The organism is Flavobacteriales bacterium (genome assembly GCA_020635855.1).
Taxonomy (GTDB): Bacteria; Bacteroidota; Bacteroidia; order JACJYZ01; family JACJYZ01; genus JACJYZ01.
On sequence record JACJYZ010000003.1, the window covers coordinates 875,167 to 891,551 of the forward strand.

Annotated in this window: 12 protein-coding genes; 5 read left to right on the forward strand and 7 right to left on the reverse strand. The window is 51.6% G+C overall.

Translation table 11 applies throughout. The features are described from left to right. The first annotated feature begins 4 nt into the window (after positions 1–4). The 3 genes from H6585_12025 (at position 5) to H6585_12035 (ending at position 2,302) form a co-directional block, all read left to right on the forward strand. Positions 5–781, forward strand: a complete 777-nt coding sequence (locus H6585_12025; protein MCB9449058.1) for a tryptophan synthase subunit alpha — start codon at positions 5–7, stop codon at positions 779–781. Between the two features lie 111 nt (positions 782–892). Continuing rightward, a complete protein-coding gene (aroF, locus tag H6585_12030; GenBank protein ID MCB9449059.1) occupies positions 893–1,903 on the forward strand; it encodes a 3-deoxy-7-phosphoheptulonate synthase in 1,011 nt (336 codons plus the stop codon). 54 nt (positions 1,904–1,957) lie between these two features. Further along, the gene (locus H6585_12035) at positions 1,958–2,302 is read left to right on the forward strand and encodes a hypothetical protein (GenBank protein MCB9449060.1); all 345 of its coding nucleotides are present in this window, start codon (positions 1,958–1,960) and stop codon (positions 2,300–2,302) included. 135 nt (positions 2,303–2,437) lie between these two features. Here H6585_12035 and H6585_12040 read toward each other — a convergent pair whose 3' ends face one another. Both H6585_12040 and H6585_12045 read right to left on the reverse strand, forming a co-directional pair. Further along, positions 2,438–2,746 carry a helix-turn-helix transcriptional regulator gene (locus H6585_12040; protein ID MCB9449061.1) on the reverse strand — a complete coding sequence of 103 codons (309 nt, stop codon included), beginning with the start codon at positions 2,744–2,746 and terminating at the stop codon, positions 2,438–2,440. After that, positions 2,743–3,102, reverse strand: coding sequence for a type II toxin-antitoxin system RelE/ParE family toxin (locus H6585_12045; GenBank protein MCB9449062.1), 360 nt, complete (start codon positions 3,100–3,102; stop codon positions 2,743–2,745). The genes H6585_12040 and H6585_12045 overlap by 4 nt, the downstream gene beginning before the upstream one ends. A 401-nt stretch (positions 3,103–3,503) precedes the next feature. Here H6585_12045 and H6585_12050 point away from each other — a divergent pair, with 401 nt between their 5' ends. Continuing rightward, complete coding sequence (locus H6585_12050) at positions 3,504–3,740, forward strand: DUF1059 domain-containing protein (GenBank protein MCB9449063.1); 237 nt, start codon at positions 3,504–3,506, stop codon at positions 3,738–3,740. Between the two features lie 38 nt (positions 3,741–3,778). Here H6585_12050 and H6585_12055 read toward each other — a convergent pair whose 3' ends face one another. The 5 genes from H6585_12055 to H6585_12075 form a co-directional block, all read right to left on the reverse strand. Then, positions 3,779–4,858, reverse strand: a complete 1,080-nt coding sequence (locus H6585_12055; GenBank protein ID MCB9449064.1) for a cytochrome-c peroxidase — start codon at positions 4,856–4,858, stop codon at positions 3,779–3,781. Then, a complete protein-coding gene (locus H6585_12060) occupies positions 4,851–5,777 on the reverse strand; it encodes a T9SS type A sorting domain-containing protein (GenBank protein MCB9449065.1) in 927 nt (308 codons plus the stop codon). The genes H6585_12055 and H6585_12060 overlap by 8 nt, the downstream gene beginning before the upstream one ends. Before the next feature lie 224 nt (positions 5,778–6,001). Beyond that, positions 6,002–6,610, reverse strand: a complete 609-nt coding sequence (locus H6585_12065; GenBank protein ID MCB9449066.1) for an FMN-binding negative transcriptional regulator — start codon at positions 6,608–6,610, stop codon at positions 6,002–6,004. A gap of 40 nt (positions 6,611–6,650) precedes the next feature. Continuing rightward, positions 6,651–7,829, reverse strand: a complete 1,179-nt coding sequence (locus tag H6585_12070) for a hypothetical protein (GenBank protein ID MCB9449067.1) — start codon at positions 7,827–7,829, stop codon at positions 6,651–6,653. Positions 7,830–8,133: 304 nt separating this feature from the next. Then, a complete protein-coding gene (locus tag H6585_12075; protein ID MCB9449068.1) occupies positions 8,134–14,349 on the reverse strand; it encodes a T9SS type A sorting domain-containing protein in 6,216 nt (2,071 codons plus the stop codon). 252 nt (positions 14,350–14,601) lie between these two features. Here H6585_12075 and H6585_12080 point away from each other — a divergent pair. Beyond that, positions 14,602–16,385 (forward strand): hypothetical protein (locus tag H6585_12080; protein ID MCB9449069.1); only part of this gene is annotated, 1,784 nt, incomplete at its 3' end.

The following is a 16,385-nucleotide window of genomic DNA, read 5'->3' on the forward strand; positions in this document are numbered from 1 at the left end:
CCACATGAACAGAATCGATACACTTTTCAAACAGCGCACCCGTCCCGTTCTCTCGGTATACTTCACCGCCGGGCACCCGGAAGCGCACACATCCGTTGACATCATCCGCAACCTGCAAAACAGCGGCGTGGACATGATAGAGGTGGGCATCCCGTTCAGCGATCCGCTGGCCGACGGTCCGACCATCCAGCGCAGCAGCGAGATCGCGCTGAAGAACGGCATGAACCTGCCGGCGCTTTTCAGCGAACTGAAAGACATCCGCAAAGACGTAACCCTGCCCCTGGTGATGATGGGCTACCTGAACCCCATCCTGCAATACGGCATGGAAAAATTCGCACACGACTGCAAGGCCACCGGCATCGACGGCGTCATCATCCCCGACCTGCCGCTGGATGAATACACCGGCAAATACAAATTCTTGTTCGAAGCCAACGGCCTGCACTTCATCTGCCTGATCACCCCGGAAACCAGCGATGCACGCATCCTGGAGATCGACCGGCAGACGGGGGGCTTCATCTACATGGTGGCGGCCTCCAGCACCACGGGTGCAAAAAGCAACATCACCGGAACGCAGCAGGCTTACTTCGCACGTGTGAACGGGCTGAAGTTGCAGCACCCACGCCTCATCGGCTTCGGCATCTCCAACAAGGAAACCTACGAGGCAGCCACGCAATATGCCGACGGCGTGATCATCGGCAGTGCCTTCATCAAAGCTGTGGAAGGAAAAGGCAAGGAATTGAAAGAAGCGGTGGGGGAATTTGTGAAACAAATTAGAAATTAGAAATGAGGAATTAGAAATGAAGACCCATCGGGTAAAGGCATTTCAAAAGGTAGTATGACCATGAAAAGAAGCCGCCATCCCTAATTCCTAATCCATAATTCATAATTAGCCATGATCATTCAGCTTAAAGAAAACATCACACCGGCTCAGCGGGAAGCGCTAAACGCGAAGATCGCAGAGATCGGGTACAAGCCCACCGAGGTGAAAACCCAGCGCGGCACCTACCTCGTGTGCATCGGTAAAAAGGAATTCGACATCCGCATTGTGGGTGCCATGGCAGGTGTAAAAGACCTCCACCGCGTATCGGACGCTTACAAGCTGGTGTCAAGAAAATGGAAGGTGGAACCCACGGTGATCGACCTCGGCGACGGGGTGAAGATCGGCGGCGGCGACTTCGCCATGATGGCCGGGCCTTGCTCCATCGAAAGCGAAGAGCAGGTGGAGAAGATCGTGCAGCACCTGGTGGCCAACGGCATCCGCATCATGCGGGGAGGGGTGTACAAGCCGCGCAGTTCTCCGTACACCTTCCGGGGCATGGGCATCGAAGGCCTGAAGATGTGGCATGGCATTGCCTCGAAGCACGGCATCAAGATCATCACGGAAGTCATGCAGGTGAGCCAGGTGGAAGACATGTATCCCTACATCGACATCTACCAGGTGGGCGCGCGCAACTCACAAAACTTCAATTTGCTGGATGCCTTGGGTGAGGTGGATAAGCCCGTACTCATCAAGCGCGGCATGTCGGGCACGATCGACGAGTTGCTGCAATCGGCGGAATACATCTTTTCCAATGGCAACGAGCGGCTGCTGCTGTGCGAACGCGGCATCCGTACATTCGAGAACGCCTACCGGAATACATTCGACATCAACGCCATTCCGGTGTTAAAAGAGAAGTCGCACCTACCTGTGATCGCCGACCCGTCGCACGGCGTGGGGGTGAGGGCCTATGTTCCCTCTATCGCTCTTGCGGGCGTGGCGGCCGGCGCCGACGGCGTGATCTATGAAGTACACGAAAAACCCGAAGAAGCAATGAGTGATGGCCAGCAAACGCTGAACTTCTCCGAATCGGAAAAGCTGATAGGGGCGATGCGGAAGATGGAGGGGTTAGTTTGTGGTTTGTAGTTTGTGGTTGGGCAGTGGGAAATGAATTGTTCCCTGCATTAATTTGAAATCGCTATGGACAAACTTTGGCAAGGTATCATCATTGGTATTGCTGGTGGTTTTTTTGCAAGCCAGGCCACAGGTCTGACCAAGTGGACGAGGGATAAATTGATTGAATGGAGCGATAAACGGCGGATATATGAGTGGCTGAAAAAGAACTCTTCCGATAAAGCCGGACATAAGTTCCGATCAACAAGGGCAATTTCCAGTGGGTGCAACTTGACCCAAGACCGGGTCAGATACATTTGTAGCATCCACAAGAAAATTTACCTGTCAACAGGAATAAATGAAGACTTATGGAGTGTTATTGATGGGGATGAAAAAAGTGTTTATGATGATCGTGGTGTGTTAGAATTATAGAATCTAAAGCGTGGAGGGAAGGCATTTCAAGTTTCTACCAACTCATTACCCATCTCAAATTTCCCGGATGCTGATTAACCACCCGCCTTCGCTCCGCTATGGGCGGGCAACCACAAACCAGAAACCACAAACTTTTTATCCCAACAACTCCACCTGAAAAATGATCCTTGCATTCAATGCTTTGAACACTTTGAGAATGGTTTCGAAGCGCACATCGGTGAGGCTGTTTTCGAGTTTTGAGATCTGGGCTTTTTGCACGCCGATGAGATCGCCCAGTTGCTGTTGGGTGAGGTGGCGTTCTTTGCGCGCTTTCTTGATGGCCTCTCCCAGGAGATCCACCCGCAGTTCGTTTTCGAAGGCTTCGCGTTCTATGCTGCCTTTCTTGCCGATGTGCTGATCGGTGAGTTCATCCAGTGTATAGGTTTTGAGTATGTTCTTTTTCATGATGGATGGACTTTGGATTGAAAATAGACCTGCATGCTGTTTCTTGTTTTTATCAGATCCTGTTCAGGTGTTTTACCGGTTTTCTTTATCAACCCGTGCGTGGCAACGACCAGCGTTTCCCTTTTTTTGGTTTTATCCCAAAAGGCAAAAAGCCGGTAGTGGGTTTTGCCAAAGAGGGTTCTGAATTCCCAGACATCCGGCGTGAGCTTTTTAAAGAGCACCTCGTCCCGGGTCACCTGGGCTTTGCGGATGTTGTAAATAATTTTCTTTCGGGTTTTCGGTGGAAGTTTTTCAAGGAACATGGCGGCTTCTTCCATAAAAACCACCTGAAACTTGGGTTGCAAGTCGGGCTTCATGACAAAAATATAAGTTTCCTTAAGAGGAAACAAGTGGTTGTGTTTTTTTATTTAGCCCTCAGGTGTGAAGGTAGGTGCAATCTTCAAACGCAATGAGCGAACGTAATGCACTTTCTTGCAGAGGTGAGAAAATGTGGCCATGTGGTAATTTGAAAATTTGAAAATGAAAGTAACCGTATCAATGCATACGTCAGTTTTCCAAAGTGCTTACCTTGCGAGGAGGATCGGATGATAGATGTTAGATGTTAGACATTAGACGTTAGATGGCCGCTAGTAAATGGCTGCATACAACCACCTGCTTTCATGATGTTACGAACGGGCAAGCAAACCACCCGCCTTCGCTCCGCTACGGACGGGCAAGCAAACTAGAAACTAGAAACCACAAACCACAAACTTTCTTCATGAAAACCATGACCTGCAAACAGCTCGGCGGTGCCTGCGACCTCGCCTTCCAGGCCGAGACCTTCGAAGAGATCGCGGCACTCAGCAAGCAACACGGAATGGAAATGTTCCAAAAGGGGGACGCAGCCCACATGCTTGCCATGAAAGAAATGCAATCCCTCATGCATTCGCCGGAAGCCATGAACAAATGGATGGCAGAGAAGAAGGCGGCGTTTGATGCGTTACCGGAAGAGTAACCGGCTTCGAAGGAGTGAGCGTTTTGGTATTGTGAACATCACCACGGATTCCCAAACGCAGGATCGGTGATGAACGCCGAATCCGTGAGGGTTTTGAGAAAGGCCAGCACCTGGGCTTTATCTTCAGCGGTGAAATGTACACCGTGCCGGTAGGCGTATTGCATTTTGCTGTCGATGTTGTAGCTGGCATGTACCCCTTCACTGTAAAAATCAATCACTTCTTCCAATGTCTGGAATCGCCCGTCGTGCATGTAAGGTGCGGTGAGTGCAATGTTGCGGAGGGATGGGATCCTGAACAACCCGGTGTCTTTTGCCAGGTTTGAAACACCACCTCTACCCGGATCAGTAAATTGTTCAGGACGGGTGAATGCATCCAGTCCGTTGTTGCTGAATTGACCGGTTGTACCCAAAGCCTGTGCATCGGTCGGGTGGCAATGCAGGCAATCCCCTTTCGATTGATCATTCACGATGCGAAAACCTTCGGATTCTTCCGGTGTGAAGTAAGCTTTTCGGGCCAACACGCTGTCGTACCTGGACCGGTTTGAAATCAGTACACGTTCGAATTGTGCGATGGCTTTGGCCACCAGGTTGCTGTCGATTTGCACCGACCCAAATACGGACCTGAATCTTGCCCGGTAGAATGTATTTCCTGCAATACGCTGCACGGCCGTTTCCCAGTCGAGGTCCATCTCATCATGTGCACGTACCGGCTGAAATACCTGCGATTCCAGATCGGCCGCCCTGCCGTCCCAAAAGAATGCCGGATACCAGGCCAGGTTGAAAAGCGGCATGGTGTTCCTTTTCATCGGTGTTTGTCGGATACCTGTACTGAATTTTTTGGGGGCATCTGAAAAAGCCGCTTCTTGCCGGTGACAATGGGCGCATGAAAGGGAAGAGTCGACACTCAGAATCGGGTCGTAAAACAGATGTCGCCCCAGATCCACACCCTCAATGGTAGGCGGATTGTTTGTAACAGGTAATGGTGGAAAGTAACGGAGCTCCGGCAACGTGTAGGGCGTGGCCGGCTTCTCCACGCGGAAACCGGCCAATGCCACAACAAGAAAAAGGCATATAAGAATAACAGAAGGATAGCTGCTGATGTGGATGTGCTTATTCATGTTGAAGCACAACCTTGTATAGCTCTGTTTTTTTGTTGGTACGTACTTTCAGGAAGTAGACCCCATTGGGATGTGAGTTGATGTCGACATAAAATTTGATGGGTGCAGGCCCCCAGGTTTGTACCACCTGGCCATTCAGGCTGATCAGTTCTATTTGCTCAATGATGTGGAACTCGTCCAGTTTTTCCACATCAATGAAAATTCTTCCGGTGGTGGGACTGGGGGAGATGCGCATGTATTGTTCCGGTTTCTTCTCATTCACGGTATGAAATAAGGTAATGCTGGATATCAGGTTGTCAATCATCCAGCCTTCCCGGTTCTGCTCAATGGAGTCGGAGGTAAATGTGAAGCGGACCTTCAGAGAGTCTGTTTGCTGCGTCATCCAAGAGGTTTCGAAGCATAGCCAGATATTCCGCCAGGTGGTATCGGTCCCGGAAAAGACATATTCACCTCCGGGTAAAGTATCCTTGTTTTCCTTTTGGAATCCGTAAAAGTTATACACGTAGGGGTTGTCAAAAGCATTTTGCCACGTGATTCCGCTGTCGACCGAGAACTCAAGAATCCCTCCATCAAACCCTTGGTCCATATCCAGTTTCTGCATCCACTGAAGCGCAAGTACCGAGTTGCCTAAAAAGGTAGTCGGCGGCAGGGTGTACATAAAACTTGAATGGTTGTTGGTCGGATAGGGATGGATGGTGTCCGTCATGATGGCGTTGGGCACGGTGGAGGGCTTGTTAAAAATCGTTTTCTGAGGAGGTCCTATCTGCCATATGTTGGATGCGGAGGTATCCATTACTATGATGATGGAATTGGTGGCGGATGTGTCCGCTCCGTCAAAATATTGGGTGAGAACATAACCCTGGCCGAAAAGGCAAAAGGGTGCAACAAGGCACACCAGAAATGTAGAGATGAATTTCATGTGTATAAGGTTTTACAGAGGGGCGTCAACTTGTAAGTGGCACCACTTGACCTGATGCCGAATAATCATCGCCAATATATCATATATATTATACAAAGTAAAGAGGCGTGTGTGGAATTTGATAATTTGAAAATGTGTCAATTTGAAAATGAAAGCATCCCGTTGAATGCTCCATCTCAATGCCGCAATTCCTACCTTGCGACTAAAGACTTGGGACTGGCGACTTAGGACCTTAGCTTCATGGCTTCCGCGATGGCACGTTCATGATCGTGGCTGCTGTTTTCCAGCGCTGCGATGATGCTTTGTCGCTCACCTTCCTTTTTGTTCTGGCTGAGTTTGTTCTTCGCCTGAATTTCAGTCACCGTGATCCGGAACGCCACAATTCCATTCAGCATTTTTCTTTTGTAATCATCGGGCAATCGGTCCCATTGTGCTTTGTACCCCGGATCGGTCTCCATGATCATCGCTTCCAGGTCGGTTGTTGATTCGCTGGCATCTGTCAGGAGTGCTGCCTGACCGTATGCGTGTACGGATATATAATTCCAGGTAGGTACGTTCATCTCGCGTTCGTAATGTTTGGGTGAGATGTACGCGTGCGGTTCGGTGAAGATCACCAGCACAGGGTTGTTCTTCAATTGCATCCATTGCGGGTTCGCCTTTGAAAGGTGTGATGAGAGCACAAGGTCATCCCCGTTCTCCTTGATTGTGAACGGCACATGGGTGGCACTTGGCATGTTGTTGTCAACCGTCACCAGGGTGGCGAAGTTGTGTGCGCGCATGAATTGGAGCACTTCTTCCCTGTCGGTGTTCAGGTAGTGTTTCGGGATATACATATTGAGCGGGATTGTTTGTGCCAGCGACACTGCAGACAGGTTATTGCAAGCGCTGTTTCTCCGCCTCCACCAGTTTCCCAATTTCCTTGTTGAAGTTCTTCTTGTTGATGCCGGTCAGCTTTTCCAAACTTGCCAGGTATGCAGTTTGGTCTTGCTTCATGGGCGTGCTGCGCAGCAACTCCATCACGGCTTGAAAGCCTTTTTCCTTTTCCAGCTTTTGAACGATGAGCGCATTGATGACATAGGTGGTGATCAGTTTCTCCTTTGCATTCGCGCTGAAATTATCCATGGCTTCATATTGCTCAAACCAGTTCACGTTTTTTTTGCCTGCCACTTCTTTATAGAAAAGTTGGTAGATGTCCACCCACGAAATGCCCCAGCTGCCGCCGTAAAGGTAAGCGCATCCTTCATCCACCGGGCGGTTCACCTGGGCGAACGGCATTTTCCGGTACAGGCAACCGTGCCATGTGTCGTGCAGGTCGAAAGCGCCAAAACGGTTGCCGAATTCAGACGTGATCATGGCCATGGTGTTGCCGTCGCCTGAGGTCAGGCTGATGGATGGCATGCCGGCGTAATCACGCTTGTACGATACGCCCATTACGCGCAGTGCTTCGGCAGCGTTATTGCAGCAATAGATGTGAATATTGCTCGTCGCCATATCCAGCTTCCTGTTGTATGCATCCAGGTATTGATCGTAATCCTTTGCCAGGGTGGTGTCCAGATGTTCCTTGTACCGCCATACCACATGCGGTGTGTGGAATGTTTTCCAGTGACCGGTAAAGATTGAAACAGGGGAACTGAATGTAAAGTGCCGGTCGTTGCCGGTGTGTGCCTGCAATTCGAACAGGGCACGCAACTCGCCCTTGCTATCCGCAGCGCCCATATAAGCCAATTGAACCAGGAAAGAATGCTCATCTTCTGGGGTCACGTTCAGCAGCACGGGTTTGTAAAATTGGTCGTCCTGATGCGCTTCACTTGCGCCGATACCTTTGATCTCGTCGATCAGGTCTAAGGTTTCTGCTTTCCCCTCCGCGGCAATCCTGGGGTTGTCCGGCTGGTCTTTTGCGATATGGTCCAGGAAATCCGACAAGTCGTGCATGAGGTTACGGGCAATGACACTGTCATCCGGTAATTTTAAACCCGGTTGTAAGGAAATGGATGACTGGCCCAGGGCGGAACAGCTCCAGGCGGCAAACAGACAAAGAAGGATCCGGCGCATGTATGAGAATTTGGTTTGTACGAAGTTAATGAAGCTCCGGAGATGGGAACTGTTAAATATATGTACACAATGATTGCCGGGATGAAAGGTAGAAATGACTTATTGAACGAAGGGGTTGATTTTGAGGTCCATCGCCTAAGATGGTGGTAATGTTAAGGTGGTTACGCCTGATATTTTGCCACGAACCTTGGTGCCTTTGCGCCTTGGTAGCATTGTTTATATCCGAGGAAGGATTTGTTACTTATTGGTTGTGGGGAGCCATTGACGGCGCTGCGCACTCACACGCCCATCGGGAGCATGCGCATCAATTCACCACAAATTGTTGCCTGCTCAACACGCCTTCGTCGGAATCCAGTTGAATGAAGTAAATCCCCTTTTGATACCCGTGTGCATTCAGGTCGATCCGGATTTCGCCTGAGGACTTCACTGAGAAAGAATTCAGTGCGTATGAATCTATCGCCTGTCCGAGGGCATTGTAAACGGTCAGCCTCACATGGTGTTGCTGCAGGTTGGAATACCGGATGAACAGATTGGATACGGCGGGATTCGGGTAAACATTGAGTTGGGGCGCGTCCGTATCTCCAGGGTTCTGAACAGATGTTGTAATTCCGTCATAATTCACCTGTACGTAATTGCTGTACGCTTCATTCCCATTGAAATCGGTTTGCCGGAGTCGATAATAACTGATGCCTGTCAACGGTTGAGGGTCCTGCTCGTGGTATTTCAATTTCTTGTTGCTGTTACCTGCGCCATCCACCTGCGCGATCTCTTCGATGTGTTTGAAATCCGTTGTTCTCAGCACTGTATAGAAGTCACAGTCGGTTTCCGTTGACGTGATCCACGACAGGTTCACCACATCCTCTTCGAGTTCGGCCTTGAATGTTTCCAGGTTTTCAATGGCGGTGTTGCGGGAAAAAATGAGCGAGAACTCCGTATCTGTGAATGTGGTGTCTCCGGTAAATTCATAGGTTGATTTTTTGCGGATATCCTGTTCCTTTCCCGTAATGTGATCCACCAGTGTCACGGTGATCTCGGGTTCGAGGGTTGACAATTGTGAGAAGGTTAAGGTGTATTTTGCTCCGTGCTCCACCATCACATCCATGGGGATCGTGGTTTCACCTTGCAACTCGGGCTGCGTGTTGATGGAGTATATTTCATTCGCCTGGTCGATGGTGCACAGGTTGGGCACGTCCGGTGTGGTGCTGATGAGTTTGTGCGCATCCAGTTCACTGTCGAAATTCGCACTGGCATCCTGACTGAACCGGACCGTTGTCTGATCCTGAAAACCAAGTCCGTCGATCCTTACTTCCACCATGTTGTCGTATTCTGAAACCACTCGGTAAAAGGTCACGTCGTTGTCGACCTTCACGCTTTCCTTCATGGACAAGCCGGGTGAAGAGCCGTTGGTTTGTACCCAGAAGGCCTGACAGGAAGGAATGTACCTCGAGCCTCCGTTGGTGCCGACGCCTCCCACATAACTTGCATACTGCTGGATGTCGTCCCTGAAAACGTAAATGGCATTGTTCACACTTGCATTGTAGTTCATGTTGGCGGCGTCCCAATCAATGGTGGAAGGGTAGGGGTTGGCCACCAGGTTCCACCCGTTGTCGGTAGGTCCGCCCGAATTGTCATAGGTAAGCGGGATGTTCACATCACCGGTAACAGCGGGTCCGGTGACGTCCAGGGTAACCGGCATGTCGCGGTCATACATCCACAAGGTATAACCTTTGTCGTTGCTGAGCCCGTCGGACACATCGCTCATGGCCACCCAGCCTTCGTTGATGTCACCCGTTCCGGCATAATCTTCATCGTACCAGTACATGTTGGTCCAGTAATCTTCCCATTCGTTTCCTGTTCCGGCAATCCCGGTCAGGGTCACGTCATCGTTCAGTTGTACCAGTGTTGCTCCGCTGACAGGGAATGATACGTTCCGGTAACCTGCGTTACCTGTAATATATCGTTGAACCGTAATGTCGCCGGTGACATCAGCGCCTGATTTGATCTCGCCGATGCTGGCGGTTCCGCTGACGTTTGATATCAAAGTGAAATCATCTCCGGTGGTGAAAGTACCGGCTTCCGTGTGCAGTGTACCGATCAGGTTGTGTTCTCCTGAAAGGATGGTTACTCCGCTGGCATTGTCGATGGTCAGGTCGTTGTAGGTAAGTCCGCCCGTAATGGTTTGCGCTGTGCTGCCGTTGAAATACATCAATCCGTTGTTGTGGTTGAATCCTCCCGTGATGATCCAGTTTCCTGTAATACCGAGGGTATCTCCCACCTGGGAGGTGAGTGTTCCGGATACGGTCACATCGTGGAAGGTGCTGGAAGAAGTGCCGCTGATCGTTGTGGTACCGCTGAAGGTGGTGAGGGATGTGCCGGCGCTGAAAGTGCTGTTGTTGGTCCAGTTTCCTGCAACATCCAGGTTAAAATCATTTGTGGCGAAGGGGGCATTGATGGTTACGTTGCCGTTGATGTCCGCGTTGGCTTCCAGTCCTTTCGTGCCCGATCCGGACAGGGTCAGATGGTGATAGCCGGTAGTGGCGGCTTTCACGGTTTGGTTGGCGCTGCCGGTATAAGCAACCGTGTTGTTGGCGGCGCTGGCATCGAAAGAGGCGTTTGTAAGCAACAGGTTGCCTCCGACCGACAGGTAGGAGTTGGCCTTGTTCAGCCATACGGGCGTTCCTGTGATGCGGTCGATGTTTTTGTCTACCGCAATGCTTCCGTTATTGGTAACGGTGATGCCATCGTACAGTCGGAGTTTGGCGTCATCCACGGTCAGGTTTGCACCGGAAGGAATGGTTTTGTTACCGGTTGTCATTCTGATCTGGTTGAGATCGAAGATGTCTCCGATGCCTCCGAACTCGGTATCGGTTCCGCCAAGAATGATGTAAGGGCTTGTGGTGCCGTCTCCGTAAAGTTCGCCGTTCACCGTCAGGTCGCCATTGACAGTCAGTACATATGAACCGATATCAAGTGTACCGGTGGCATGGATGATCAGGTTGCCCACGGTGGTGTTTCCAACGAGCGTGACCACATCACCGCTGTCGATGATTACGTTGTCGGTAGGGCCGGGTGTGCAGGTACCGCAATCCCAGGTGGATGTCTGATTCCAGTCGCCCGTAGTGATGCTTTTGATGTTGCCATATACTGTTACGGGAAGATCATACGCTGTTCCTGCTCCGCAACCGGAACCGGGTGTTACCTGGACATTGCCGGAAGTGGCAGCGCCCCAGTCCACCGTAACCGCATCGGTTCCCTGGCCTGATGTAAGCGTACCACCGGAGATGATCCAGTTATAGGTGTATCCGTTTCGGGCAGTCAGGGAGTAATTCACACCGCTTTCATATTCGAGTACGTTGATGTCGCCTGTGACGGTATCCATCGGCAGGGTATGAATGGCTACATCCAGTGAAACGGTGTCGCCCTGGCAACCGTTATCTTCCACCACCTGTACCTGCGCATCGGCCATGGCTGTGCTACCCCAGTTCACTGTGATCACGGTATCGTTGGGTCCGGGTGCCGGTGATGCGGTGCCTCCGGTGATGATCCATGTGTAGGTGGAGGAAGTGGGCGCGGGTACCGAATAGGTGATACCTGATTCGTTGGCGCAAACCGAGTCTCTTCCTTCGATGGGGGCTGTTTGGGGTTTGTCACACAGCGAGATGTCATCAATGGTCATGTCGCTGTCGAAGTTGCTTCCGGTAATTCCGCGGAATTGGATGGATACACAGGGAAGGCCGGCATAATCAGACAGATCCACGTTCGCGTATTGCCAATCTGTTCCGTCTGCGGATTGCTGCCCGGTTTTGGTCCACACGGCCATGTCGGTATTCACATCCACGTTGAGCGTTCCCATGTTGGCACCGTACATATGGTAGGCAAAATGCAGTTCCGGATGTGTGGCGGCGCTAAGGTCGAAGGTTTGTTCGAAGATGGCCACTTTGGTGGGGAAGTTCGGAGTGGAAGCTTCGGTGTACACATACCAGGTGCCGTCAATGGCTGCATCCGGACCGGTACCAGTGGAAGGTGTGCCTGCATCATCCCGGGTCCAGTCCATGTCGTCTCCACTGGCATTGGTCCAGTCACCCAGGCCTGATTCGAAACTTTCCGCGTAGGGAGGCGCATTGCCTCCGGCCGATGTTACGACAAGTGAAACGGTATCGGAATAATAGGTGCAGCTTTTGGTGACGGCGGCACGATAGTAATATGTGGATCCTGCGGCCGGATCCACCACATCGTGGCTGTCGGACGTTGCCCCGGAGATATCGGAGAAGTTGATGTTGTCTGTGGATTCCTGCCATTGCAGCGTGGCGCTTCCGTCGTAACCGGTCAGCGACAGGCTGGCGGTTCCGGTGCCGCAAATGACGTTTACTGAAAGTGAAGCGTCGCCGGTTTCCACCCGGTCGCAAAGGTTCACTTCATCAATGGCGATGTCGCTGGCGAAGCCGTTTCCCGTAATGCCCCGGAACCTCACCGTTACACATGACTCACCGGCATAGTCTTCCAGGTCCACGGTGGCCAGCACCCATGGGTCTGTTTCGCTGGTCTGCTGTTGCCCGGTGATACTCCATACGGCCTGATCGGCATTCACATCTACATTCAGTGTGCCAATATTGGTGCCGTACATATGGTAGTAAAACTTCAGTTCCGGGTGGGTGGTGGCTGAGAAGTCGAATACCTGTTCCAGGATGGCGGTCTTGTCGGGATTATTCGGGTTGGAAGCTTCGGTGAACATATACCAGGTAGAGCTGTTGGCGCCGGTGGAGGGGCCTGTGCCGGTGGATGGCGTACCTGCATTGTCGCGTGTCCAGTCCATGTCGTCCCCGGTCGCATCGATCCAATCACCCACGCCGGTCTCAAAATCTTCGGTATAGGGAGGAGCATTTCCACCGGCTGCCGCTACAGACACAGCCACGGTATCTGAGTACCCTGTACAACCGTATGTGATTTGCGCCCGGTAATAATAATTGTTACCGGTAGAAAGTCCCGTCATGGTTTCATTGTCGGAAGTCTTTCCGATCACATCTGAAAAGTTGATGTTGTCGGTGGATTGTTGCCATTGAATGGTGGCGCCAGGGGTATAACCGCTGACAGATACATCCACGCTACCTCCGCCGCAAAGGGAACCGGTGGAAATGGAAGCGGTTCCCCCCACAATGCGTTCGCAGAGATTGATGTTGTCGATGCTGATGTCACTTGCAAAGCCGCTTCCAGTGATGCCCCGAAGGGTAATCGCCACACATGAAAGGCCGGCATACGCACTCAGGTCAATGGAGGCTTCTCCCCAGGGGTCGGCGCCACTGGCCTGTTGTTGACCGGAAACACTCCATACATCCTGATCCGCATTGGCATCCAGGTGAAGACTCCCGATGTTCGCGCCGTACATATGGTAATAAAATGTCATTTCGGGGTGGGTATTGCCGCTAAAATCAAAAGTTTGCTGAAAGAGTGCCACCTTGTCGGGATTGTTCGGGTTGGATGCTTCCGTGAACAGGTACCAGCTGCCATCCGCAGCGGCATCCGGACCTGTATTGTTGGAGGGAGTGGTGGTGTTGGTTCGCGTCCAGTCCATGTCATCGGAAGCACTGTTGGTCCAGTCGCCGATACCGGATTCAAAACTTTCGGAATAGGGAAGACTGTTGGAAGCGCCGTTTGTAACGGTGACGGAAACGGTATCCGAATATTGAGAACAACCGTCTGTTACCAGCGCCCGGTAAAAGTAACTGCTGCCGGTTGCCAATGACGAGATGGTTTCATGATCGGAGGTTGCACCTGATACGGTACTGAAATTAATGTTGTCGGTGGATTCCTCCCACTGTATGGTGGCTCCGCCGGTGTATCCGTTCAGGTCCAGGTCCACATCCCCGGACGCGCAAAGGGATGCGTCGGAAATGGAGGCATCACCGGGATTCAGTGTTGAGCACAGATCCCAGCATGTGATGTCATCAAGGGCGATATCGCTGTCATAGTTGCTTCCGGTCACCCCCCTGAACCGCACGATCACGCTGCTGAGGTTGCCATACGCCGATAAGTCCACCTGAACGAAAATCCATTCATCCGTACCGGCGGTTTGTTGTTGCCCGGTGACCGACCAGGTTCCATTGTTCCAGCTTCCGTCATTGACATCCAGATACAGTGAACCCATACTGGCGCCATACATGTGAATATAGAATCCCAGCTGGGGCTCATTCACATTGGTGAAATCAAAAGTCGCCTGAAGGTAGGTGGTTTTGGAGGGGAAGTTCGGATTTGAAGCTTCTGTGAATACATAGTAGCTGCCTTCCACCCTTGTTTCTGGGCCAGTTCCGTTGGAAGGCGTGTTGGCATTGGTTCTTGTCCAGTTGAAATCGTCTCCCCCCGGATTGGTCCAGGAACCCCATCCGCTCTCAAAGCCTTCTTCGTAAGGGAAACTGCTTATTTGCGCGAAACTTTGGGTTGTAAAGAGGGTCAGGAAGGCTATAAGTAGTAAAATTCGCTTTTCCGGACGAACCCAATCTGAGATGTTAACATTCCATTTATACACGATTCTCACACTTTTTGTCACACTCGGGGGTGATTTGTTATACTGAAAAACGTACGTAGGGTTCGTTAGCGCCATTTCTTAATGATAAAGCGTAGGTATTTATCGTTGAGTGGTTGTTTTTTCTCGTTGGGTGGAAGGGGGATCGGGTGATGTCAACCGCTTTCTTGTTGGAAGCCGCCGGATTCTGGTTGATGGTTGAAATGCGGTTCGTTTTGGGCCACTTTCGAATGAACTTGTAAAAAATAAAATGCAATGAAGCGAATTATCACCCTGTTTCTGGTCCTGTGTCACGGGACGATCTTTGCCACCAACATAGGTGGCGTCATCAATCAATATCAACCGGTTACCGCGGTCGGGTATGGCTGCCCGGCAACCATTACCGTTTCAGATGCAAGTGCATTCGGTGTAGGAGACCTGGCGCTGATCATTCAGATGAAAGGTGCCAGTATCAGCACGGTGAACAACATCAGCTTCGGCGCGGTCACCAATTTGAACAATGCCGGAAAAAATGAATACGTGCGCATCATTCAGAAAACCGGTAATACGCTATACGTTGAGGCGCCTTTGCTGAATTCATATACCATCAGCGGCAAGGTACAGTTGGTGCGTGTTCCGGAATACACCTCGGTCAAGATAACAAATACGTTAACAGCACAGCCATGGAACGGAAGTACCGGAGGTGTGCTGGCATTTGTATCTGCCGGAAGCATCGTTCAGAATGCCCATATTGATGTCAGCGGCCTGGGCTTTCGCGGAGGAAGTCGCAGTTCAAATGGCGTTACAGGTACCAATGTGATCCGCTCCACTTCCGTTCAGAAACTGGGTCAGATGGGTGAAGGCATTTCCAATGTACAATGGTGGGGAAGAGGTGCTCCCGCCAATGGCGGTGGCGGCAGCTGCGGTGCCAATTCAGGCGGCGGTGGCGGTGCCAATTACGGTGCCGGAGGTAACGGCGGATATACAACCATGCTGGAGGACTGGGGCGGTTTGTCTTCACATGCCCTGGGTAGCTATTATGGCAGCAGCTCGTTGTATCGCCTGTTCCTGGGCGGCGGTGGTGGTGGCGGCCAACAAAACAATAGCTATGGTACCGACGGCGGCAACGGAGGTGGTATCATCCTGATCAAAGGAGCCTCCTTCAAGAATACCAATTCCGCATACGCGGTCCGGGCCAATGGGGAAAATGCGGCGAATGCAACCCACTCCGGTAATATCAGTGACGGTGCCGGCGGCGGCGGGGCGGGGGGCTGTGTGTCGGTGACCGTAGATCACCTGTATTCAATCCATGTGGAAGCAAACGGTGGCAAGGGTGGCGATGCAGGAGAATATACCAACGATACATCTCACGGACCCGGTGGCGGAGGCGGTGCTGGTACGTACTGCCTGAACTTCGGATCCTATGATTCTTATTCCACCACCTCCAACGGCGGCGGATCGGGCCTCTCCTATTTTACAGGTGCAAACGGCACCCCGGTGGGAACAGGTTACTATGCTTCAAACGGAGCCGGTGGCGCTAACATGGCCTATTGCGGCGCAAGGCAGGCAGATACTCCGGCCGATGTTGTGGTTGCATGCGGAGACCAGACGCTGGTCTGCGAAGCAGGATGTGCCCAGCTTTGTGTGACCAACCCGCAAACCACCGGTACCTATTCATGGTCGCCCACGACCGGCTTGAACAATCCGAACATCAGCAATCCGACCGCGTGTATTTCAACCACCACGACTTATACGGTGACATATACCAATGCGAATGGATGTGTTTCCACCGACCAGGTGACCGTTAGCATGCCCGATAAAACCCTGATCATTACAGGAGATTCTCATCTGTGTGGTGGCCGGTATTCCGCTACCTTGTGCGTGGAAGAAAGCACGGCCAGCTGGTACAAAGACGGCCAACCATATACACCTCCGGGCGGATTCGCTAACCCGCAATGCATCACCGTTACCGAGCCCGGTACCTACTATGCCATCACCGGTTTGAATGTGTTCCCGCCGAACATTAAGAAATACTGCGCCTTTGCTGCTGATGACGATTG